16 protein-coding genes and 1 pseudogene are annotated in these 23021 nt (G+C 61.1%); 2 read left to right on the top strand and 15 right to left on the bottom strand.

Annotated features, from left to right (window positions below):
• Nucleotides 1-13: 13 nt before the first annotated feature.
• From SB764_RS27290 to SB764_RS27260, 7 genes are all read right to left on the bottom strand, one after another.
• Nucleotides 14-1039: a substrate-binding domain-containing protein gene (locus tag SB764_RS27290; protein WP_074981991.1), complete on the bottom strand. Its 1026-nt coding sequence runs from the start codon at nt 1037-1039 to the stop codon at nt 14-16.
• Between the two features lie 178 nt (nt 1040-1217).
• Nucleotides 1218-2210 (bottom strand): ribose ABC transporter substrate-binding protein RbsB, encoded by a 993-nt coding sequence (rbsB, locus tag SB764_RS27285; RefSeq protein WP_065060870.1) that lies wholly within the window; start codon nt 2208-2210, stop codon nt 1218-1220.
• An 84-nt stretch (nt 2211-2294) separates the two neighbouring features.
• Nucleotides 2295-3236, bottom strand: coding sequence for an ABC transporter permease (locus SB764_RS27280; RefSeq protein WP_301947693.1), 942 nt, complete (start codon nt 3234-3236; stop codon nt 2295-2297).
• Between the two features lie 71 nt (nt 3237-3307).
• Nucleotides 3308-4825: a sugar ABC transporter ATP-binding protein gene (locus tag SB764_RS27275; protein ID WP_301947692.1), complete on the bottom strand. Its 1518-nt coding sequence runs from the start codon at nt 4823-4825 to the stop codon at nt 3308-3310.
• Between the two features lie 7 nt (nt 4826-4832).
• Entirely contained in the window at nt 4833-5231 is a 399-nt protein-coding gene (gene rbsD, locus SB764_RS27270; protein WP_065060872.1) for a D-ribose pyranase, read from the bottom strand.
• Nucleotides 5232-5237: 6 nt separating this feature from the next.
• Entirely contained in the window at nt 5238-6128 is an 891-nt protein-coding gene (gene rbsK, locus SB764_RS27265) for a ribokinase (protein ID WP_321870122.1), read from the bottom strand.
• A 290-nt stretch (nt 6129-6418) separates the two neighbouring features.
• Nucleotides 6419-6709, bottom strand: a complete 291-nt coding sequence (locus SB764_RS27260) for a hypothetical protein (RefSeq protein ID WP_065060874.1) — start codon at nt 6707-6709, stop codon at nt 6419-6421.
• A gap of 111 nt (nt 6710-6820) precedes the next feature.
• On the opposite strand from SB764_RS27260, the gene SB764_RS27255 reads away from it, so the two are divergent.
• Nucleotides 6821-7786 (top strand): GlxA family transcriptional regulator, encoded by a 966-nt coding sequence (locus SB764_RS27255; RefSeq protein WP_410865662.1) that lies wholly within the window; start codon nt 6821-6823, stop codon nt 7784-7786.
• Nucleotides 7787-7834: 48 nt separating this feature from the next.
• Here the strand turns inward: SB764_RS27255 and SB764_RS27250 are convergent, their stop codons facing one another.
• The 8 genes and pseudogenes from SB764_RS27250 to SB764_RS27215 all read right to left on the bottom strand — a co-directional run bounded on the left by SB764_RS27250 (nt 7835) and on the right by SB764_RS27215 (nt 22040).
• Nucleotides 7835-9226, bottom strand: coding sequence for a GGDEF domain-containing protein (locus SB764_RS27250; protein ID WP_176081235.1), 1392 nt, complete (start codon nt 9224-9226; stop codon nt 7835-7837).
• 118 nt (nt 9227-9344) lie between these two features.
• Nucleotides 9345-12290, bottom strand: coding sequence for an EAL domain-containing protein (locus SB764_RS27245; protein ID WP_321942401.1), 2946 nt, complete (start codon nt 12288-12290; stop codon nt 9345-9347).
• Nucleotides 12287-13528 (bottom strand): ABC transporter substrate-binding protein, encoded by a 1242-nt coding sequence (locus SB764_RS27240; protein WP_074982205.1) that lies wholly within the window; start codon nt 13526-13528, stop codon nt 12287-12289. Before SB764_RS27240 ends, SB764_RS27245 begins: the two co-directional genes overlap by 4 nt.
• A gap of 580 nt (nt 13529-14108) precedes the next feature.
• Nucleotides 14109-14522 carry an SMI1/KNR4 family protein gene (locus tag SB764_RS27235; RefSeq protein WP_176081233.1) on the bottom strand — a complete coding sequence of 138 codons (414 nt, stop codon included), beginning with the start codon at nt 14520-14522 and terminating at the stop codon, nt 14109-14111.
• 2 nt (nt 14523-14524) lie between these two features.
• A pseudogene (locus SB764_RS27230) lies at nt 14525-16297 on the bottom strand (RHS repeat-associated core domain-containing protein); the annotation flags it as partial.
• A 297-nt stretch (nt 16298-16594) separates the two neighbouring features.
• Nucleotides 16595-17605: a PoNe immunity protein domain-containing protein gene (locus SB764_RS27225; RefSeq protein WP_074981978.1), complete on the bottom strand. Its 1011-nt coding sequence runs from the start codon at nt 17603-17605 to the stop codon at nt 16595-16597.
• 23 nt (nt 17606-17628) lie between these two features.
• Complete coding sequence (locus SB764_RS27220; protein WP_074981977.1) at nt 17629-19191, bottom strand: hypothetical protein; 1563 nt, start codon at nt 19189-19191, stop codon at nt 17629-17631.
• Nucleotides 19188-22040, bottom strand: coding sequence for a type VI secretion system Vgr family protein (locus SB764_RS27215; RefSeq protein WP_410865659.1), 2853 nt, complete (start codon nt 22038-22040; stop codon nt 19188-19190). The genes SB764_RS27220 and SB764_RS27215 overlap by 4 nt, the downstream gene beginning before the upstream one ends.
• Nucleotides 22041-22280: 240 nt before the next feature.
• On the opposite strand from SB764_RS27215, the gene SB764_RS27210 reads away from it, so the two are divergent.
• Nucleotides 22281-23021: a transporter substrate-binding domain-containing protein gene (locus tag SB764_RS27210; protein ID WP_410865657.1), complete on the top strand. Its 741-nt coding sequence runs from the start codon at nt 22281-22283 to the stop codon at nt 23019-23021.

Genomic DNA, 23021 nt, shown 5'->3' with positions numbered 1-23021 from the left:
TCCCGCCCGGCGTTCACTGGTTCGCGGCGCGCCGCTGCCGATAGTGAATCTGCGCGGGCACGCGCAGCGACTCGGGCGCGGCCTTGCCTTCGAGCAGCGAGAACACGCAGCGCAGGCTGTGCTCGGCGAGTTGCCCGCTGTCCTGCACGATGGCGTCGATCTGCAACGGCAGGCAGTCGAGCAACTGATGATCGTCGAAGGTCATCAGGCGGCCCGGCGCCTGCGCGAGCCGGTGCGCTTCGTTAATAAACTCCAGCACGCCTTCCAGCAGCGTGATCGAGCCCGCGAACAGCGCCTCGGGATAGCGGCCGTGCGTCTCGAACCACGCCTTCATCAGCGCATAGCCCGACTCGCGCTGATAGTCGCGCTGGAACACCCAGTCGTCCTGTTCGGCCACGCCTTGCGTCGCGAGCGCGTGCCGGTAGCCCGCCAGACGGTCGCGGCTCGCCGACAGTTCGGGCTGGCCGCCGAAATACACCACTTCGCGCGCGCCCTTCGCGAGCGCTTCGCCCACCAGCGTCGCCACGGTTTCGGCCGCGTCGGTCACAACGTAAGGAATCGTGCTGGTTTCCACGCGGCGGTCGGCGAACACCAGCGGCAGACGCTTGACCCATTGCTCGTAGCGCGGCGCATCGGCCGTGCACGGCACCACCACCACGCCGTCCACCTGATGCGAAACCAGATGCGCGATGCCTTCGGTCTCGCGCACGGGGTCTTCGTCGCTCGTCACGATCACGAGCTGATAGCGATACTGCTCGCGGCACTGCGATTCGAGCGCCTGCGCGAGCGCGGCGTGCGCGGAGTTGGTCAGGTCGGGAATCACGAGGCCGAGCGTGTTGCTGCGCCGCGAACGCAGCGCGCGCGCCGACTGCGACGGCGTGAAATGATGATCCCGCGCCACCTGGAGCACGCGCTCGACGGTAGCCGCCGAAATGCGGTAACGCTCGGCGTTGCCGTTCAGCACCATGCTGGCCGTGGTGCGCGAGACTTCCGCAAGGCGGGCGATGTCGTCGATGGTCAGACGCTCGAACTGGGACACGCGGGCTTCCTGCTGGCTTGTGGGTGAAATCGATACGGCGGCGCGCTTTACAACGTCTGCGTGAAAAGCACCGGCGCGGCGCGCGTGAGAGAACGGCGTGAAAGATGCGCCCCGATCGTGTCGGGGCGCATGAGACGCAACGGGCGCGGGTCTTCGCGCCCGATGGTACTACGGAAAATTACTGCTTGTAGAGATTCAGCGGCACCGGAATGAACTTGTCGACCGGCTGGCCGTCGACGAGCTTCTTCGCGGTCTGCACGCCGTACTGGCCGATCAGTTCCGGCTGCTGCTGCACGGTCGCGGCCATCTGGCCGGCCTTCACGGCGGCGATCGCGTCGTCGGTGGCGTCGAAGCCCACCACGGCCACGTCCTTCAGGCCCGCCGCCTGCAGCGCCTTGACCGCGCCCAGCGCCATTTCGTCGTTCTGCGCGAACACGCCCTGGATGTCCTTGTTGCTCTGGATGATGTTTTCCATCACCGAGAGACCCTTCGCGCGGTCGAAGTCGGCCGGCTGCTTCGTGGCGATCTTCACGCCGCCCTTCGCGGCGATCTCGTCGTCGAAGCCCGCGCCGCGCTCGTTGGCCGCCGAGGAACCCGGAATGCCTTGCAGCTCGACGATATTGCCCTTGCCGCCCAGTTTCTCGACGAGGAAGTCGGCCGCCATCTTGCCGCCGGCCTTGTTGTCCGAGGCGATATGCGAGCTGACTTCAGCGCCGTTCACGCTACGGTCGAGCGAGATCACCTTGATGCCCTTGCTGGTCGCTTCCTTGACCACGTTCGCCACCGCCGACGAATCGGTCGGGTTGATCAGGATGACATTGACCTTCTTCTCGATCAGGTCTTCGACGCTCGCCTGCTGCTTCGCGGGGTCGTTCTGCGCATCGACGGTGATGAGGTTCACGCCGTCTTTCTTCGCTTCGTCCTCGGCGCCCTTTTTGAGCGAGACGAAGAACGGATTGTTCAGCGTGGAGATCGACAGACCGATCGTGACCGCGCCGCCCGAAGCGGGCGCCGCCGCCGATGCGCCGCTCGCGCCCGCGTCGGACGAACCCGACGAGCCCGGACCTTCCTTCGAGCAGGCCGCGAGGCCCAGCGCGAGCGAACCGGCGACGAGCGCTGCAAAGAGTTTCGAGAACGTCGGCGATTTCATGGTGGTGTTCGATTGCTGCATAGTCATCCTCCTCGTATTTATGTGTGGAGTTGCATCGATGGTGATTCGGTTAATCAGGATTGCTTTGCAATTACAACGCTGCGCTTACGACTTCTTGTTGCCGCGATCGATCAGCACGGCGAGCAGGATCACGCCGCCCTTGATGACCTGCTGATAGAACGACGACACGTCGAGCAGATTCAGGCCGTTGTTCAGCACGCCGATCAGCAGCGCGCCCACGAGCGTGCCGAAGATCCAGCCGCGCCCGCCCGTGAGGCTCGTGCCGCCCAGCACCACGGCGGCGATCGCGTCGAGCTCGTAGCCCGTGCCCGCCGTCGGCTGCGCCGAGTTCAGGCGCGACGTAAGGACCACGCCCGCGAGCGCCGACATCACGCCGGAGATCGTGTACACCCACAGTTGAATGCGATCGACCTTCACGCCCGAGAGCTTGGCCGATTCCGCGTTGCCGCCGGTCGCGTAGACATGGCGGCCGAACACGGTCTTGCGCAGCAACACCCAGAACACGCCGAACATCACGAGCATCAACACGACGGGAATCGGAATCAGACGCGCGACATAACCGCCGCCGAGCAGCGAGAAGAAGTCGCTGTTGAAGCTGCTGATCGGGCTGCCGTTCGAGACCACCAGCGCGAGACCGCGCAACACCGTCATCGAGCCGAGCGTGGCGATGAACGGCGCCACCTTGCCCTTGCTGATGACGAGGCCGTTGGCGAGACCCATCAGGCCGCCCGCCGCGAGGCCCGCCACGGTCGCGACCAGCGCATTGGTCCCCGAGCTGAGCAGCGTCGCGATGATCACCGACGACAGCGCCAGCACCGAGCCCGCCGAAAGATCGATGCCGCCGAGCAGAATCACGAGCGTCATGCCGAACGCGATCAGCGCGTTGATCGACGCCTGCCGCATCACGTTGAGCAGGTTGTCGACCGTGAGGAAGTCGCGGCTCACGATCGACAATGCGACCGCTATGATCAGCAGCGCGATAAAAGGTCCGAGCTTTTGCAGCGTCGCCTTGCTGCTGGGAGTCATCGTCAGTTGCGCCATGTCGAATCTCGCGAATGTGCTGTAGAGGTGCTGTGTTTGAAGTGCGCGGCCTGGATTCAGGCCGCCGCTTGCGGCGCGTCGTGCTGCGCCGCATGGCCGCCTGCCGCGGCCGTCATGATCTGTTCCTGGGTGGCGCTCGCCGCCTCGAAAATGCCGGCCTGACGACCTTGGTGCATCACGAGAATGCGGTCGCTCATCGCCAGCACCTCGGGCAGTTCGGACGACACCATCACGATCGCCACGCCCTGCTCCGCGAGCTGGTTGACGATCGTGTAGATCTCGGCCTTGCCGCCCACGTCCACGCCGCGCGTGGGTTCGTCGAGCAGCAGCACCTTGGGTGGCTTCGCGAGCCACTTGGCGAACACCACCTTCTGCTGGTTGCCGCCGGAGAGCGACTTCACGTCGAGTTCCGCGTCGCGCGTGCGCACGCGCAACTGCTTGATAAGGCCGTCGACCGCGCCGCGTTCGGCCTTGTCGTTGACGAAGCCGAGCTTCGCGTAACGGTCCAGATGCACGAGCGTCGCGTTCTCGCGCACCGACATGCCGAGCACGAGACCTTGCCGCTTGCGGTCTTCGGTGACGAAGCCGATGCCCGCCGCAATCGCGCTCGAGGCGTCGCGCACGTCGAGCGGCTTGCCGTCGAGCTTCACGGTGCCCGCACGCTTGCGGTTCGCGCCAAACAGTGTGCGCAGAATCTCGCTGCGGCCCGCGCCCATCAGACCTGCGATGCCGAGCACTTCGCCCGCGCGCACCTCGAAGCTCACGCCTTCGATATGGCCGTCGTCGGCGAGATTCTCGACCTGCATGCGCACGTCGCCCGGCGTGTGATTGCGCTTGGGAAAACGCTCGCCGAGTTCACGGCCCACCATCAGTCGCACGATCTCGTCGAAATTGGTGTCGGGAATCGCGCGCTCGCCCACGAAGTGGCCGTCGCGCAGCACGCTGATCTTGTCGCAGATACGGAAGATTTCTTCCATGCGGTGCGAGACGTAGACAATCGCCACGCCGCGCGCCTTCAGTTGCTGCATGATCTCGAACAGCGTGTCGATTTCGCGGTTCGTGAGCGCGGCGGTGGGCTCGTCCATGATCAGCACCTGCGCGTTCAGCGAGAGCGCCTTGGCGATTTCCACGAGCTGCTGCTGGCCGATCGACAGCGTGCCTGCCTCGGTTTGCGGATCGATGCGCTGCGCGCCGACCATGTCGAGCCACGTGCGCGCCTGCTTGCGCATCGCGGCGGTATCGACCATGCCGAAACGGCTCGGCTCGCGGCCGAGAAACAGGTTCTCCATCACCGTGAGCTGCGGAATCAGATTCAGCTCCTGGTGGATGATGGCGATGCCCGCGCGTTCGGCGTCCACGGTGCTGCGGATCTGCACGGCTTGACCGTCGATCAGCACGGCGCCCGCGTCGGCCTGATACACGCCGCTCAGAATCTTCATGAGCGTCGATTTACCGGCGCCGTTCTCGCCCATCAGCGCGTGAATCTCACCCGCCTCGATGTGGAAATCGACGCCTTCGAGCACCCGCACGGGGCCGAACGCCTTGCCGATGCCCTGCATCTTCACTTGCATCATCGACCTCCTAGAAGATCACGCCCGAATGCAGGATCACATTCGCGTAAGGGCTGCATTCGCCGGTGCGGATCACCGCTTTCGCTGCACGGCAGCGGCGCTTGAATTCTTCGTGCGGCACTTCTTCGATGACGACCTGCGCAGCAGCCAGCTCGCGCTCGCGTGCGACCACGGCGGCGTTATGCGTCTGCGCCTCGCTCGCGAACACCGCGCGCTCGGCCTTGAAGTCGGCGAGCACGCTGTCGAGCACGTCGAAGAAGCCCGGCACGCCGAGCGACATCGACAGGTCGATGCATTCGACGCCCTCGGGGATCGGCAGACCGCAATCGGCGATCACGAGGCTGTCGGTATGGCCCATGCCGGCCAGCACGCGCGCGATGTCGCGATTCAAATGTCCGTGTTTTTTCATCGCGTATTACGCCTGCTGTTTCAAGAGTGCTTCGAGTTCGGCGAGCGTGGGCATGCCGCCCTGCGCGCCCGCACGCGTGACGGAGAGCGCGCCCGCCGCGTTCGCGCGGCGCACGGCTTCGCTCATGCCCAGATGCCAGAAGGCCGCCAGCGCGCCGTTGAAGGTGTCGCCCGCGCCGGTGCTGTCGACCGCTTCGACGGTGAAACCCGGCTGATGCGCGAGCGTGCCGTCGGCCTGCGTGAAGTACGCGCCTTCCTTGCCGTGCGTCATCGCAATGCGGCCCGGACGGCTTGCCAGCGTGCGCGCCCAGTCGGCTTCGGGCTGCTGCAGCGCGGTCGCGAGTTCGTGTTCGTTGGGCGTGAGCAGCGTGGCCAGTTCGACGAGTTCGTCGCTGAGCGCCACGGCGGGCGCGGGATTCAGGAAGAACGGCTTGCCGTGCTCGCGCGCGCGGCGCGCGGCATGGATCACGGTCGCCATCGGCACTTCGAGTTGCGCGAGCACGACGTCGGCCTGTGCGAAGGCGTCGCTCGCCGCGTCGATATGCGCGGGCGTGAGTTCGTCATTCGCGCCCGGCACGACGATGATCGCGTTGTCGCCGCCCGACACCGTGATCGAGGCGATGCCGGTGGCCTCGCGGCCGGTGCTCACGTGGCGGATGTCCACGCCTTCGCGCGCGAGCGTTGCCTTCAACTCGTTGCCGAACGCGTCGTCGCCCACGCAACCGATCATCGTCACGTCGGCGCCCAGACGGGCCGCAGCCACCGCCTGGTTCGCGCCCTTGCCACCGGGATGCGTCGAGAAACGCGTGCCGAACAGCGTCTCGCCCAGGCGGGGAAACGTCTCGGTCGCGACGACCATGTCCATGTTGATACTGCCCACCACTACGACGCGCGCCATGGCACTCCTTTCGACGGCTTTCGGCGCGTTATCCGCGCCTGCGATTTTTCACCGTGCTAAAACGTAATCAGCTTGGGAGCGCATTTATAGCAGAGTTCTGGCGGACGAGAAATAGCCCCAGGGTAATACCGGATAGGTTGTCCGAAATGAGGGAACGGACGCGCGCAATATGGAGAAAAACTACATGATTTAAGTAGAAAAACTACGCGCGCTCGATGCAAATCGAACGCGCGCGAATACTGCTTTGATAATCCGGATTGCTGATTATTTTTCGATGTTTTCCAACACCCTTATTGCGGAATCAGACGACCGAGCGGCGCGAGCGGACCCACCGGCGTGAGATCGAACGTCATCAACCCGTTTTCGACCAGCGGCAGCGTGTCGAGCGAAGCCTTGGCCTCTTCCACGGTCGCGGCGTTCATCAGGAAGATCACACCGGGCGTGTCGTGACGAAACCAGAACTGGTCGATCTTGCCGTCGAGATAGAGTTGAAGCGTGTGCGGCACTTCCTTCGGCATGATGCGTTGCTGCTCTTCATCGGTGAGCGGCTTGACGATCGTTCCGACTGCGAAAACCTTCATGGGAAATCTCCTGTATTCGAGCGTCGTTGCGACGTGCAACGGAGATCACTGTAGCGTTCCGGCCGGAAAAGCAGTATCGTCGCAAATGACAACTTTAGGGTCATTTACGCCATGCGCATCGCCGTGCTCGCCCTCGACGGACTCTTCGATACCGGACTCGCCGTGGTGCTCGACACGCTGCGGGCCGCCAACAATCTCGGCGCGCGCGTGACGGGCGGCGCGCCGCGTTTCGAGGTGAGCGTGGTGGGCATGCGCAAGCGCGTGCGTTCGGGCCACGGCTTCACGATTCCGGTGCAGCCGATCACGGCCGACCTGAAGCCCGACTGGGTGGTCGTGCCCGCGCTCGCGGCCGTCACGCCCGAGACCCTGCTGCCGGCGCTTGCGCGCGCGGACGTGCGCGACGCCCAGGCGCAGTTGCGTGCGTGGCGCGATCAAGGCGTGTTCGTGGCGGCGTCGTGCATCGGCACCTTCGTGCTGGCCGAATCGGGTCTGCTCGACGATCGCGACGCCACCACCACCTGGTCGCTCGCGCCGCTGTTCCGGCAGCGCTATCCGCGCGTGCGGCTCGACGAAACGCGCATGCTCGTGGCCACCGACGCGGGCGCGACGGCGGGCGCGGCGATGGGCCATCTCGATCTCGCGCTGTGGCTGATCCGCAAGCAGAGTCCCGAACTGGCGACGGTGGTGTCGCGTTATCTGCTCGCCGATATCCGCAGCTCGCAGGCGCCGTACATCATCCCCAATCATCTCGCGCAGGCCGACCCGCTGATTCAGCGCTTCGAGCAATGGTCGCGCACGCACCTCAAGCGCGGCTTCTCATTGCAGGAAGCCGCCGGCGCGCTGGCCACGAGCCCGCGTTCGCTGCAACGGCGTTGTCAGGAAGTGCTGGGGAAATCGCCGCTGGCGTACTTTCAGGATCTGCGCGTCGAGCGCGCGCAATCGCTGCTGCACGGCAGCGGTATGGACATCGACGCGATTGCCGCCGAAGTGGGCTACGAAGATGGGGCGACGCTGCGCACGTTATTGCGTCAGCGTCTCGGGCGCGGCGTGCGCGATCTGCGCGCCGCGCTGCGTTGAATCGATACGAATAAAAGCGGCGGCGCCGTTTATACCGTCGATGGCGAATCAGCCTTCAACAGTTGCCGCCGACGAGGCGAGCGGCACGATCGACGGCAGCGCGCTCGCCATCACCTTGTCGCGGCCCGCGGCTTTCGCGCGATAGAGATTTTCGTCGGCAGCCCTAAGCGGATCGACAGCGAATTCATCGCCGAAATCGCTGGTGAACGCACCGATCGACACCGTCACGCGCTTCGCCTGCGTGCGCGCGCGAATGTCGAGACTGCGCACGGCCACGCGCATCGCTTCGCCAATCGCAATGGCCGCGTCGCGCGCGCAACCGGGCAACAGCACCACGAATTCTTCGCCGCCGTAGCGGCACACGGCGTCGTCCGTGCGCCGCAAACAGGCTTGCAGCGCATCGGCGATCAAACGCAGACAGACGTCGCCCGCACCGTGCCCGTAGGCGTCGTTGTATTGCTTGAAGTGATCGACGTCGACCATCAGCACCGAAAGCGGACTCGCGCGATGACGCGCGGAAAGATGTTCGCGCGCATACGCGGCGTCGAACCAGCCGCGGTTGTAGAGGCCCGTCAAGGCGTCGCGATTCGCTTTCTGTTCGAGATCCTCGTTCATCTTCGCGAGCCGCGAATAGAGCATCGCGATCTCGACCAGCAACGCAGCCAGCAATGCCGACGACGCGATCATCGACGCCCCGCGCGCGCCATACCAGCCGATCGTGTAGCGCGCCGAACCGGCGAGCGTGAGGACGACATCGGCGAAAAAGGCGAGCAGCGCAATCGTCAGCCAGATGTCGAGCACCGTGCGCAGACGGCCCGAGACGAGTTGCGCGATGAGGGCCGCCACGCTCACGAACACGACCAGCGCCGTGACGGGGCTGTGCTGAAGCGCGGCATACGAGCCGTCGCGGATCAGCGCGGGCAGCCAGTCGCTCGCGCGCACCGCGACGAGACAACCGAGCGCGCTGGCGCCGAGCGCGAGCCACACGAGCGAACGTGCGTGCGGAAGGCGCAGCGCCGCCTTCTTGCCCGCGAGACGGCGCAGCGTGAAGCCGATCAGCACGATCGCCGGAAAGCCGCCGTGCCAGAGCACCCAGACCCACACTGCCGTCTGCTTGCCGGCGCCCAGCAGGCCGGTAGGCGAGAACACGCCGGGGAAAATCAGCAATTGCACCGCGCAGGTCAGGCTGCTGAACGCGTACGCCGCCGACAAGGCCGCGTCGAGCGGCGACTTGCCCATGCGGTAACGCACCCACATCAGCAGCGCAGTAATCGATTCGGTCACCACGACCGCCGTGCAAAAAACAGGCACGAAAGGCAGACACGCCGGCAAAGGCGTGGCCGCGCGCGGCAGAATCGCCGCGACCAGCAGTCCGATGCACAGCGCCATGCCCACGGCAATCCAGCGATGCAGGCGCGTCGGACGCCGAGAAGTGATCAACTTATTCATTCTTTTTACAAACGGCTTGCGAAAGGAAGCGCGGCGCAGGTCTTGATTCGACACCTGGATAACGACCGCCGCACCGCGCACCTTTAACACGAATACGGCGTATTCGCGATCAGTTTCGTACCGGCTCTACGCTTTCTTCGATGAGCGGCCAGACCAGCGCCTCGAATTGCGCGCGCGGCACCGGCGCCGAATAATAAAAGCCCTGCGCGAAATCGCAGCCCACGGCCTTGAGAAAATCGCGCTGCTCGGCGGTTTCCACGCCTTCCGCGATGACCTGCAGCCCGAGTTTGTGCGCGAGCACGACCATGGCTTCGCAAAGCGCCTGATTGTCTTCGTTGACGCTGAGATCCTGAACGAACGAACGGTCGATTTTCAGGTAATCGATATCGAAACGCTGCAAATACGCGAGCGACGAATAGCCGGTGCCGAAATCGTCGATCGAAATCCCGATGCCCGCGCGCCGGAAACTTACGAGTTTCTCGTCGATTTTCGATTCCGCCTGAAGCAGCAGACCTTCGGTGATTTCCACCACGACGCTCTGCCCCGGCACGCCTTCAATCGCGAGATATTCAGACCAGCGCGAGCACACGAGACTGTCCTGGCGCACCTGAACCGGCGACATGTTCACGCCAATCTGGAAACACGACTGATATTGATCGCGCCATTGGCGAACCTGCTGCACCGCTTGCCGGAATACCCAGTCGCCAATCGGCACGATCAGCCCGGTATCTTCCGCCAACGGAATAAAATCGAGCGGACTGATCATGCCGCGCTCCGGATGCAGCCAGCGCAGCAGCGCTTCCGCCTTGCAAATCTTCCCGGTCGCAAGATCGACAATCGGCTGATAAAACACCTGAAACTGATTGCCCGGCAGCGCGACGCGCAAATCATTGGTGAGCCGCAGTCGCTTTTCGGCTTCCACCTGCATGTCGGGCGTGAAATAGCTGAAACGATTGCGGCCCGCGCTCTTTGCGGCGTACATCGCCTGATCGGCGTTCTTGAACAGCACATCGAGTTCGCGCGCGTCGTCCGGATAAAACGTCACGCCGATACTCGCGGAAATAAAGACTTCGTCGGCGCCCAGTTTGAACGGCTCGGCAAGCTGCGCAATGATGGCTTTCGCCATGCGCTCGACGCTGTCGGGATCGTCGAAATTCGGCAGAATGACGGTGAATTCGTCGCCGCCCAGACGCGCTACCGTGTCGATGTCGCGCACGCAATCGCCAATGCGCTTGCCCGCTTCGATCAGCAATACGTCGCCCCTGTCGTGGCCGAGCGAATCGTTCACTTCCTTGAAGCGGTCGAGATCGATCAGCATGAGCGCGATGCGCTGCCCCGAATGGCGCGAATGCATCGCTTCGCGGTCGAGTCGATCGAGAAACATCTGACGATTGGGCAGGCCGGTCAATGCGTCGAAATTCGCCTGTTTCCAGATGGTGGCCTCGAACGCCATACGGTCGGACAGATCGCGGCCTACGGCGAGCACGGAATTCACCACGCCCGCACGATCGATTTCCGGCGTAATGCGAATATGCGTGCATTGCTCCTCGCCGTCCTTGCCGACCCAGCGCAGTTCGAATTGCGCACTTTTACCGCTCGCAAACACCTCGCCGATTTTCTTTTCGTAAACCAGCGCGTTAGGGCCGCCCGGCAACTCCGAAGGCCGCTTGCCGAGCGAGTCGGTCAGCGTGCATCCGGCCGACGCGCAAAATGCCGGATTGGCGTAAATGCGCCGCGCCTCGCGGTCGTAGCGCGTGATCGTATCGGGCGAATTCTCGATCAGCGTGCGCGACTCGCGTTCGCGTGTGACGAGCTCCGCCGTGCGATCCGCCACGGTCTGCTCAAGCGACGCATTGATTTCGTTGATCTTCTGAATCTTCTGCTGAATCGCGTCGTGCATGCGTTCGAAACGCAGCGCGAGGCGCCCGAGTTCGTCCTGCCCGCCGGCTTTATCGCTCGCGTGCAGCGTGTCGTCCACATTCGCGCCCGCGTCGTCGCCGGAGTCGTGCATCTTGCGCACCAATTGACGCAACGGCGCGGAAATACTGTGCGAAATGAAATACGCCAGAAAGATCGACAGCAGGAAACCCGAAATACCGACGAGCACGATCTGGTTGCGCACGGTCTGCGCCTCGACAGTCAGCTTTTTCTCCGCGATCGTGCTGACCACATACCATGTCGTGCCGGGGACTTTGGAAAACGCCGCCAGATAGCGGCCGCCGTGCTTCGTCGCCAGCATCACGACGCTGCTGGTCTCGCCCGATTGCGCGCTGCGCGCGATGGTTTCGGCCAGCGCGGCATCGGGCGCGGCGTCGGCATTCGCGGACGCGTTATCGGCGCGCAGAATGATCTTGTTGTTGCTCGCGTCGAAGATATCGATTTCGGTACCGCTGCCGGTGGCCACGTCGTTGAAGATCGTCGAGAAATACTCGGGCCGCACGATCAACACCAGATTGCCGATCTTCTGGTTATTGGTCTTGTCGAAAATGACGCGCACCATGCCCAGATTCTGTTGCCCGACACCGTTGTCGTAACTGCCCCAGTATGTGCGCTCATTCACGCCCTGCGCCTGCACGACAAGATTCGTCACGCCTTGCGTGAGCTGCGCGAACGCCTGCGTATCCAGCACCTGGTTGTTGCGGTCGAGCAGATACTTTTGATTGATGTAATCGACCGAACCGTAATGGTCCAGCAACAGCCGCGTCATAGCCTGACGCGCCTCGCTCTGCTCCTTGAGGCGGCCACTCGAAGCGCGCGCCAGCGCACCCTGCACGCGATCGGACAGCACGAGCAGATTGCTTTCCGTTTCGATCTGCTGCATGCGAAGCTGGATATTGCGCGAGACCTGTTTGACCACTTCCTTCGAAAAGATCTCGGCATTCTCCTTGATGGCCGCAATCGATTTCACATAGGAAATGCAGCCCGACACGAAAATGGGCAGCAGCGACAACAGGATGAATGCCGCAATCAAGCGATAGCGAATTTCGACCCGTCGCAGCAAATCCTGAGAGAGATAGTCGAAAGCGCGTCGTAGCGAAACGGGGATGGCGTTCATTTGTAGTGCATCTTCGCTTCGTTTTTTACCGACGCATCGAGGCGCTGCGCGGCCTGCCTCGGCGTCATTTTCTTGAGCAGCACGTCCTGCATCAGTTCATGCAGCAATTCGATCGTGTTCGACGGCAACGTCGAGTAATACGGACTCGCCGTCACAGCGTAGCGGCTCACGGCATTCGTGTAATCGACAATTTCCGGATCGCTCACCGCTGTGCCCGCGCCGTGCTGAAACGGCGAAATGTTATGACGCTTCGCCTGCAGAACCGAAAAGCCCTTCGCGGCGATGAATTCGAGGAATCGCATGGCGGCCGCCTTATTGCGCGTTTCGCAAACGGCGAAACCCGTTTCGCTGCCGAGCACCGGCACGACTTTCTCGCCGCGCGCGTTCCATGGCGGAATAAACAGGCCAACGGGAAATGCGTTCCCGTGCAGCATGGGGCCGGCGGCCCAATTCCCCTGAAATGCCATGGCGACCTTGCCTTCCTTGAAAAGCCGCATGCCTTCGTCGTAACCCGTCGACATGTAATCCGGCTGTACATAACCGCGCGCGGGAATCAGCGCCATCTTTGTGAAGATATCGGCGACTTCAGGCGTATTCAGATCGAGCGAACCATCGGCCATCTTGTTGCGCCAATCGGGCTCGCGCGCGACGACATTATTCGCGAAGCCCGAACTGAACGGCCCATTGCCGAGCATGTTGGGAAAGCCGCCATTCCAGACGACAGGCGTCAATCCCGCGCGCTTGAGTTTCGCACAGTCCTGCAGAAATTCGTCGAAATTCGCGGGCGGTGCAGTGATGCCGGCTTTAGCGAACATATCGCGGTTGTAGTAAATCATCGTGGTCGCGACGCCGCCGGAAATGCCAAAGCCTTTACCGCGATGACTCGTCCAGTCGCGCTTGAGCGGTTCGAGCATGCTCTGCCATGCCGCTGTGTGGCTGAGGTCGGCGAGAATGCCCTGATCGGCCAGTTCGGCCGCGTACGCGTTGGGATTGACGCTCACGAGATCGGGCAAGGTGCCGGCCGCGATGCGCGGCTTGATGTTCTCCTCCACCGAATTGCCGACCATGAACTGAACGTCGACGTGCACGTCCGGATTCTGTTTGCTGAAATCGGAGGCGATGCGCAGCATCTCTTCGGGCCAGTCCGGCGCCCAGACGAGCGCGGTGATGCTGGTGCGCGCTGGGGCCGACGTGGCGACCGACGCGGCATCGCGCGAGTGACAGGCGCCCAGAAACATCGTGCAGATCAAACCGGACAGCAGGCAGGCAAACTTGATTCGTCGCACGTCATGCTCGCTTTCGAGTTCGAATTGAACCGCCGTGGCGCGGCAAGCGTGTGGACGACACGGCCCGCCCCTCGATCGGCGCGCCAGACAGCGTTGCCTTCAAATGGCATACGGATTCAGCCGGACGCTGGATAACCGTATCTGCATATCGGCAGGTTGGGTGAAAGCTTTAGTGGGGGGGGCTCGGTTGATTGAGCGGAGCGTGGAGTTCGAGCGCTCGTGCGGTGCGGGTAAGGCGAGGTAAGTATTGCTCGGGGCGTTGATGTAAACGTTTGCTTTCTTTTCAGAAACTTTTTACTAGCGGGATTTAAAGCTAAGGTACTCGTGGATACGGTGAATGTGCGAGTGGTCTCCTAACAAGGGGAACCGTCCAACGGGCCGCTTCATCAGCAGCCCGCAGTTATCCGGACTATGAAGTGATGCACCTATACATCAAGGGGAGATTCGCGCGGCCACCCGTCATCCGACCATCTAGAATCGGCGAATCTGCTTTATCCCTTAGACGTGACATCACCTCGTCCTCTCCGCTCTACTACGATACTTGAAGACCGTTCAAAAACTGGTCAAATGAATTACAGACGAAAAAGATATCCTTAGTATCCGCAGTAATTTGAAGCACTGCACCGCAATCATTACCCGTCGTCGCGATATAAAAAATATTACTCCCTTGATCATATGCAAACGGGATAGCATCCGACAATCCGAAATCTTCGGCCAAATCCTTTTTCATCATTTCGATCGTCAGCGCACCATATTTCAGCGGAAAGAAGCCGTGAAATGGGAATACATGATCCAGACCAACGACCCTCTCCACATCTACCGGGTATCCGCCATTATGGCCAAGATAATGACGCTTGAACGCTTCCGGCAAACGAATTTTGGTGACGTGTTCGAAAGCGTCGAGGTCGTTTGCCGACAAACTCTGTTCTGTGTCTTCGTAGCGCATTCTTATCTCCTGCACGGGTGTGAGTATTTTTGACCGGTCGCGGCTTGGTACTGGCTAACCCCTCCCACATGAGGAATGCCATTATGCGCCTCTTGCTTTACGAGTTGCATTGTCCCAGTGTTGTCCTCAGGGTTGTAGTCGTCAACGTGATGCCACACGTAACCACGTGGGGTCGTTTTTTGCCCCAACGCAGCCATCGACGCATTTTGAAAATCAGTCTCGTAATCGCCGGTGTACGTGATAGCCTGGATCGGATTCGCACCATTTTTATTGTACAGCGCGTTGCTATTGGAATAGTCAAGGCCGCCGTTTTCGTTCCGCGACACGCCACTGAATCCGCGATCTGCAAGCTTCTGGAGGGGGCAAGTCGCGAGCCCCAACGCATCAATCCACTGCACCGCATTCGGCGCATACTGATAGACGTTGATTCCACCCGCCAACCCAATCGGATCCTTGCTAACAAACCGCCCAGTGGCCGGATCATAATACCGATACCGATTGTAATGCAGCCCCGTCTCTTCATCGACGAACTGCCCCTGGAACCTCAGCGGATTCTTCACTGCCTCGCCGCCGCTCACAGCAGACGCACGCTCGATCACTTCCGGCGCTTCGCCCCAGGCCTTATACGTCGCTTCCCACACCACCTCGCCGGCTTCATCCGTCATCATCAACGGCGTGCCAATCTGATCGCAGTGATAGAACATCACGCGCGCATCGCCATTCGCTACCGGCACACGCTGTAACGGATCATCCTCCGGCGTATACCGATCGCCCGCACGACGCACCGGCGTCTCGATCCCGGCAACCGGCGCGGCCACATACTGCGCCATCGGCACGAAACTCCGCGCCTCGTAGACATAATGCGTGCTTCGCTCGTCGGTTGATTCGTATGCCAGCGCTTCGCCGTCCCAACCGAACACCGTCTCCACGCCGTCCACGACTTTCGCAATACGTCGCCCAAACGGATCGTAGAAATAACTCGACACGCTATGCCGCGACGGCGCATCGACACTCGCGCCACTCAAGCGGTCATACGCATCCCACTCGAACCGCCGCGTGCCAGCCGACGAACGCTTCTGCACAAGATTGCCCTGCGCGTCGTAATCGAAGTGCGTGCCCGCATATTCCCTGAGCAGATTGCCCAACACCTTCGGCACCGAAGCCGGCAGCGTGCTTTCGCTGCGCGCGGCAAACGAATAGCCGGGTGCACGATCAGGCTGCACAGGATCGACGATATTGCTCGCAGGATCGAACGCAAAGCGCTCCTTGCCGCCCGGCCCGATCGCTTCCAGCAAACGCCCCACCGGATCGTAACGATAATCCGTCACGCCCTTGCGGCTGTCCTCGATCTGCGTGAGTTCTCCCGCCGTGTCATAGCGATAGCGCCGCGCGCTCAACGGCGCAGGCGCTTTCTCGCGTTGCACCGTCTGCCTTTCGATACGTCCCGCCGGGTCATAAAGCGTGCTCTGACCAATACGGCTCGACAGCGTACGGCGAATCTCGCGATGCAAGTCGTCGCGCTCGATTTCCAGGCGCTCTTCGCCATCCACGAGCAGTCCGTGCACGTGTCCCGAGCCATACATCAGCCAGTCGATCGCATGACCATCCGGGCGCACCGTGCGCGTGCGATTTCCCAGTTCGTCATAGCTGTGATGCCAGACGTAACTGCGCGACACGCCGAACACGTCGTACGCGTGATGCTCGCGCACGAGATTGCCCACCGGATCGAAGAAACGTTGAATGCGGCTATAGCGATTGCTCGCGTCGATCAAGCGGCGCGCCAAACAGGAGCGCCTTCAGGCTGCTTACGCAAATAGCCGCATACTGAAAACTGACTTGATATATCGGTAGGCCAGGAAAGAACTTCGACAAGAAATGCCGCTGAGAAAATTGATTCCGATTTCGTATTAATTGACGGTCGATCGCCCTCCGAAGGCCCGAACATGAGGCCCGTCGGCGGATGCATGGTCGGCGAGCCAACGGGCATTGCCGTCTGACTATGTTTTCGGCAGACTCCGCTTGAGCCGGCCGCCGCTACCTTGCTCAGTGACCGCCGGGCCAACCGTTCGACGTCATGCCTTGCGCTCGAATTCCCAGACCGCTGGCTGCGGACGATGTGCGCCGCTGCGGTCTGGACCGAACACCTCGGGCATACGATCGCCTTCACGCATCATCACCCCTGGCACATTGTGCCCCTTCGCTTTCCAGATGCCGGTTTCAGGGCAGAGTTGCCCCGTGCGCACCGTCTTGGGTCCAATGTCATCAAGGGGTTGCGCGTTGCCATTCGATTCGTCAAAATCCCGCGCGAAGTCAGCGAGGTCTTTGGGATATAACGGATGATCCCGGAACGCGCTATCGTCCATCTGCAGCAAAAGTGCCACAGCGGCGGCTTCAATGGCCCAGTAGCCGACATAGGTACCCTTGCCCCCCCTTCGGGCGTCAAGATGACCATCATGCCAGGAAGCGTCCACCATTCCTGGATACCACGCGTCGAGATACTCCTGCAGATCGTTGACGGGCTCGTGGCTGGTCTCACGATACAAGCTAAAGACGAGTGGCCGATAGGGTACATCGTGATACCAGTTGTCGACGTTGATCCGTCCTTCCAGCTCATAGGCCAGCAGATCCTCATACAAGGTATCCCTGCCCCGATAGGAAGGATCGAACATGGCGACTAGCCGAGGAAGCAAATCACGCCTGTGCAGCAGATAGCAAAAGCCAATCAACTGCATCACTGTTTCATACTCGCCAATTTCTTCGAATATCAGTGGCGGCTCGGTCGCGTCATGCAAGCTCAAGCGTTGGGCAATCGCGTAGCTTTCATACGCATCCACAACCAGATCGAGCCCGCCCCGTAACACTGAAATATCCGCGCCCCCCGTGTACATGAGCAGGAAGCGCCGATATACATCGGCGGCGTAATAACGCTGAGTGATCGCTTTTCGCTCCGCCTCATCGCTACCCGTCGGAGCCGTATTTTCCGACCAGTACGCGATGCTGTCATTCAACAGACCCAAACGCCAATTGAAATAGTCCTCGTCAAGAAAGCGTTGCCGCCGCTTCGAATCGAAGTCTTCGCTCATATCAGTAATCTCATAGCACTACACTATTTTATCCGGCTCGCCTTGAGTTTAACCGCCTGGTCAACCTCGCCCTCTTTGTAGTGGTGAGTGACGGGGAGATCGTGATCCGTATGTTCATGTTCAGCACCGGTGGCCAGGGCTTCGACGTGCTGGATAGCCGATGGAAGATAGAACGGGACATACAACAGATGTCGCGCGTATCCCGACCTGAGTATGCTTTCCACCAGACTCTGGTTCGGCACCGCAGCAGGGAGTCTTCCTTCAATCCACTGGTGACTCATCTGGACCCGAGCAATTTTCGCGCTGCCAGGTCCGGATGACGCTCCCCCGCCCTTCGCGCTCGCTCCGGTTGCCGATTGGTCGCCACTGGTTTGCTGCTTCCTCTGCGGACCACTGACGTACCCGCCTGGCTCGCGCTTTCCACTACCCATCGAAGGTTTGCCTCCTCCTGGCTTCCCTCCCCCTGCGGCCGACGGCGTCGGCACCGCGTTTTCCGCAGGTTCGAGCAGGTCTTGGGCTGGAGGACGGACCGCCTCCTTGATCGTGCCGAGCTTGCTCGCAACGCCTGGCTTGGCATTCGGGTCCTTGAGCTTCCGGGTCGTCGTTGATGACTTGATCTCAACGATAGCAAAGTCCTTGAGCTGATTGTTGGACGGCGCGGCACGCCAGACCCCATCGAGACCGTGGCCACGCGCCTTGAGGTCGAACAGCTTGTTCAGCTTGCCATAATCGTTGAGTTTCCCCATGACGCGAAGGCCCGGTTTCTCAGTCCATTTGCCGGCCAGCCCCTTGTCATGCCCCTTCCAGCCGTTACCCCAATTGAGCTTTTCATAGCAATAGTAATCACCGATGTGTTCGCCCAGGATACCGGTGATACTCGTCGTGATATCGGTGACAGCAAGCCTGGCATTCACCACTCCGCGCGAAGGCGTCGAGACCGGCCGCTCGTGTCCTGCTTTAGCCTCTTCGCCCTTTGCGCCAGGCTTCGCAGTGGTCCGGTGATCTTCCAAAGTGCTCATTGCAGACGAGTTTGGCTGCTTCCTGCGCCAATGCAGCAACTTGCGTTGAACGAACTGCGCGAGCCAATAAGGCAGGTTTGTTTCCACGAAGGCCAGCGCCTGCATGAAAGTGACCTGAACGCCGGACGGCATCTCACGATACAACCACGACTTCTGAATATGCACTCGCGCATCAATCAGATACTTCTTTACGCCGGTTGCGTCGAACAGTTTGTCGATTAGCGTTTCCGGGCTGGTCTGAATGTGCGCCTGCTGGAGAACGAGACGCAGAATATCGAAAAGTAACGGACCATATATTTCCGACCTGTGATTGACGAGGCGGAACGTGCGCTTGACGCCCGCTCCGACCACCGGAACCCAGCCAACGACCGAAAATACAAGGTCAATACCGGCCTCGATTTTCGTCATCTCGTCTGTGCTCGCTCGCGCATTCCACACAGTCCAGACGCTCTCGGTCGTGTCGTAAACGTTCTGTGCAACATAGAACAACGGCACGGCGTTCGTTGCCATAGACAAGCTGATTTCTTTGACGGCATCCTCTATTGCCTGTTGGTCGTTTTTGTTCATGACACGTCCGGACGACCAGAGAATTTGTTGAAGAGGCTATATAGGTTTTCGTCCGTAATGCCGTGGTGTCCAGCTTGATGCAGTTCCTTGAGAACGTCAGACTGCGCAATCTCCTGAGCTGCGGGAACGGACTGGGGCGTAAAAGACCGAACATCTTCACCAAAAAACACCTTCGCCGCGCCGTCCGGCACGTCCCGCAGGACGGCGTGGCCGCTTCCGTCGAGTTTGCCAGCCAAGGTCGTTCCGTCCTCGAACACCACTTTGTAGGGAGCCTGCGGTACAGGCTTGAGATTGCCGTCCGTGAGATTGAGCTCAAGCTTGTTGTGGAGATCGCCCTTCGCGAGCACGGGCAGGTCATACGGACTGCTGGTGGGGCCGTCAAGTGCGTGCTGCGCGCCCTTGATGTCGATGTACCGCGGTGCGTGAATCTCGATGTTGCCGTCCTTTATACGAATATACGCACCGCCACAGGTCAGCAGAATTTCCTGATTCGCCGCTACCTCGATGCGCTCCGAAGCCGAAATCAGCCGTAGCGTCTTCTGCGCCGTCACCTCGATATTGTCCGACTGCGCCTGAATCTCGAACTTGCCTTTGCCCGCGAACAGTTTCATGCCCGCCGTTTGCGCAAAGAGACTCAGCTTTTCGCCGATACTCGCGAGCAGCGACTTACCCGCCGCCACATGCGTGCTTTGCTTGCTGACGAACGTGATCTGCTCTTTAGCAGCGACATGCGCCGAATCCTGCGTAGAAAGCGCAATCCCCGACGGACTCGCCATCAGCATCACCGGCTCGGTGAACGCATTCGCGCTGCCCGTTCCGCCGCCCGCGGTATTGCCGCCCGATGCGCTGCCGCTCGCGCCTTGTTGCGTCGATTGTGTCGATTGCGTCGCGCTCGCAAACGTCTTGAGCGCCTGCGTGCCGTCCTGCAGCGATTCGGCCTGATGCTTCTCGCTCGCCTGCGACTGCGCGTCGATGGTTTCCTGCGCGCTTTCCAACTGCGTTTTCGCTTCGCTCACGTCGAGCTGCTGACTCGTCGCGCTCTTCGCATAGGTGCTCACATAGAGCCCTTGCCCCGCATTCACCGCGCCGAACGCATCCGATTTCAGATCGAAGCCGCTGCCCAGATACGCGCCGCGCGAATTGGCGCTCTGTGCAATCAGATGGCCGAGCTGCAATTGCGAATTCGCGCTCGTGCTGTAAAGCTGCGCGCGATTCTGGCCCGTCGCATCGTCCATCACCATCTGGTTGTAGCCGCTGCCGCCGAATTCCATCGACTTGTAGCCGGAGAGAATGCCGTTCGAATGCCAGTTCGGATTCGTGTCGCCGTTATAGACGCGCGCCGTCACGATCGGTCGATCGCAATCGCCGTCGAGCCAGCTCACGACCACTTCTTCGCCGATACGCGGCACGTGCACGCTGCCGTAACTGCCGCCCGAATCGGACATGGCCACGCGTATCCAGCACGACGCCGCTTCGTCGCCCGCATTCAAACGGTCCCAGTGAAAATGGACCTTGATGCGGTTTTGCGTATCGGTATAGACCTCTTCGTTTTCCGGGCCGACCACCAGCGCCGTCTGCATGGTCATCTTCGGCTTGTGATGCTCGAGCGGGCTGCGATACGGCACGGCCTTGCGCTGCGCCTCGATCTGCACGAGCAGAAAACCCGCGCTGCCGTCCGTGGCTTTCACCGCGAGCGCGTCGCTGCCGCTCGCATTCGCGGCCTTGATCGCCGCCAGCTCGCCTTGCAGGCTGTGCGGGAACGTTTGCGTCTGCGTGGCCGAAACGGGCAGATTGTTGTCGATGAACCAGCGCGCCTCGATCACGGCAAATTGCCGGTCCTGCTGGCTGTCCGTGTCGTGCACCGGATGGCCGTCGAGTTCGAACCAGCGCCCCGCGTCGAGATTGCGCACGGCGCCCGCGCCTTCGAATCGCTTCGAGCGCGACTCCCACTCTTCCATGCGCGTTTCGCTGAGCGTGTCGCCGCGCGACTGATCGCCGTACGTGTACGCGCCCGTGTACTCATACACCTCGGCCTGCTGCGGAAGATCGCCTTGATTCGCGTGCGTGGGCACCGAGGTGCCCTTCGGATTCGCGACCGTGCCCGGCGATTTGTAGTCGAACGTGCGCGTCGTGAGCGTCACGCTTTGCAAAGTGCGCGTGCCGCTCCATTGCACCAGCGCATTGGTTTCGCTATTCACGCCCGATCGGTAAAAATTAACCGATTGCGGATTTAAAGCGGGCAATGCGTCGATATTGTCGGTAATTACGACCGTGTGCGATTTCCCATCGGTGGCCTGTTCAAAATAACTGAAGAGGCCTTCGGATTCCATAATCCGCTGGCAGAAATTCCAGTCGCTCTCGTATTGCACGCAAAACGAACGCGTGGGCAAGACATGTTGAATGGCGAACCGGAAAGCGCCGCGCGCCTGAGGATGCGCATTGAATACGTCGGTGAGGATGGCGTCGGCGGTTTTATCCTGCCAGATGCGGGCGTCCGAGCGATAGAGCAGGAAGTGCTGCCAGGAGGCGAATTCGAGCTGATAGCTCGTCAAACCACCGTCCGCGCCCAGCCGGCGGGCCGTGTGGACGTAGCCGTGATGCGGCAGATAGGTCTGATCGGCTTGTTGCAGCCACAACGTCACGGGCTGCGCGATCAGTTTCTTCAACTCGACGTTTTCGTTCGTGGAAACGACATCGAGTGTAAAGCCGTAATCGCGGCCCATACGTGCGTGACCCACCGCACGTTGCGGTAGAAGCACATTATCGCCGAGTGGGGTATCGAGCTTGATTAGCCGATCGGTTTGCGCCACGCCCCCGGTAATGGCTGCAATGAGATCCTGCGCCCCCATTCCTGTCCTTTTCTGGTCGCCATTTAAACGCTCAGCATTATCTTACAAAATTTTCCGGGAAATACATTCAGCCCTTTATTATTTCCGCTTTTAACGTCATTGATGCGTATTGAATCGAGTGTATTTGCCGATCCGCGTACTTGGTTCTGTCACAACCACTTCCGGCTCTTTCGCGACAAAAGCCGCCGCACTGAAATATCGCCTGCGTAGAATGTCCGCTCTCCTTCCCGCGAGTGCGTCATGAAAGTCACGATCGCGTATATCGAAGAACCGCCGTTCGGTTGGACCGATGTCGCCAGCGGCCACGCCACGGGCGCCGATATCGAACTCGCCGAATGCGTGCTCACGGCGATCGGCATCACGCAGATCGCGTATCGGGCGACCACCTTCAGCGCGTTATTGCCCGGCGTGCAGGCGGGCGACTGGGACATGAATGTGCCGCTTTTCGTCACGCCGCAACGTGCGCATACGGTGGCGTTCAGCACGCCGGTCTGGGCGATCGGCGACGGGTTTTTGCTGCGCGCGGGCAATCCGAAATCGCTCGTGAATTACGCAGCCGTCGCGCGACGCGACGATGCGCGGCTCGGCATCATCGCGGGACAGGTGCAGCACGACTCGGCGCTTGCGGCTGGCGTGCGCGATCGGCAGATCACCTTATTCGATCAACAGTCCGAAGCAATTTCCGCACTGCGCGAAGGACGTATCGACGCTTATGCGAGCACCGCGCTCGGCAATCGCATCCTTGCTTCGCGTATTGGCGATGCGAATTTCGAAGCGGTGGACCACGCCAACGCAAGCGCAAGCGCCGGCCCGGACACATACCGCGCGCCGCTCGGCCCATTCTCGTTCAACCGCAATAACACGCCGTTGCTTGCCGCGGTAAACGCGCAGTTACGCGCGTATCTCGGCAGCGACGATCATCGCGCGCGCATGGCGGCGTATGGCTTGTCGAGCCAGGAAATCGACCCGGCACTGGCCTGA

The organism is Paraburkholderia sp. SIMBA_027, assembly GCF_046535315.1.
Classification (GTDB): domain Bacteria; phylum Pseudomonadota; class Gammaproteobacteria; order Burkholderiales; family Burkholderiaceae; genus Paraburkholderia; species Paraburkholderia tropica.
This window is presented reverse-complemented; position numbering and strand designations above follow the sequence as displayed.

Bases quoted from the DNA above. Each gene is read 5' to 3' on its own strand.
- SB764_RS27260 (WP_065060874.1), bottom strand. From the start codon at position 6,709: ATGAAGGTTTTCGCAGTCGGAACGATCGTCAAGCCGCTCACCGATGAA.
- rbsB (WP_065060870.1), bottom strand. From the start codon at position 2,210: ATGCAGCAATCGAACACCACCATGAAATCGCCGACGTTCTCGAAACTC.
- SB764_RS27215 (WP_410865659.1), bottom strand. From the start codon at position 22,040: ATGGGGGCGCAGGATCTCATTGCAGCCATTACCGGGGGCGTGGCGCAA.
- SB764_RS27210 (WP_410865657.1), top strand. From the start codon at position 22,281: ATGAAAGTCACGATCGCGTATATCGAAGAACCGCCGTTCGGTTGGACC.
- rbsD (WP_065060872.1), bottom strand. From the start codon at position 5,231: ATGAAAAAACACGGACATTTGAATCGCGACATCGCGCGCGTGCTGGCC.
- SB764_RS27235 (WP_176081233.1), bottom strand. From the start codon at position 14,522: ATGCGCTACGAAGACACAGAACAGAGTTTGTCGGCAAACGACCTCGAC.
- SB764_RS27220 (WP_074981977.1), bottom strand. From the start codon at position 19,191: ATGAACAAAAACGACCAACAGGCAATAGAGGATGCCGTCAAAGAAATC.
- rbsK (WP_321870122.1), bottom strand. From the start codon at position 6,128: ATGGCGCGCGTCGTAGTGGTGGGCAGTATCAACATGGACATGGTCGTC.
- SB764_RS27245 (WP_321942401.1), bottom strand. From the start codon at position 12,290: ATGAACGCCATCCCCGTTTCGCTACGACGCGCTTTCGACTATCTCTCT.
- SB764_RS27275 (WP_301947692.1), bottom strand. From the start codon at position 4,825: ATGATGCAAGTGAAGATGCAGGGCATCGGCAAGGCGTTCGGCCCCGTG.
- SB764_RS27225 (WP_074981978.1), bottom strand. From the start codon at position 17,605: ATGAGCGAAGACTTCGATTCGAAGCGGCGGCAACGCTTTCTTGACGAG.
- SB764_RS27240 (WP_074982205.1), bottom strand. From the start codon at position 13,528: ATGTTTCTGGGCGCCTGTCACTCGCGCGATGCCGCGTCGGTCGCCACG.
- SB764_RS27280 (WP_301947693.1), bottom strand. From the start codon at position 3,236: ATGACTCCCAGCAGCAAGGCGACGCTGCAAAAGCTCGGACCTTTTATC.
- SB764_RS27255 (WP_410865662.1), top strand. From the start codon at position 6,821: ATGCGCATCGCCGTGCTCGCCCTCGACGGACTCTTCGATACCGGACTC.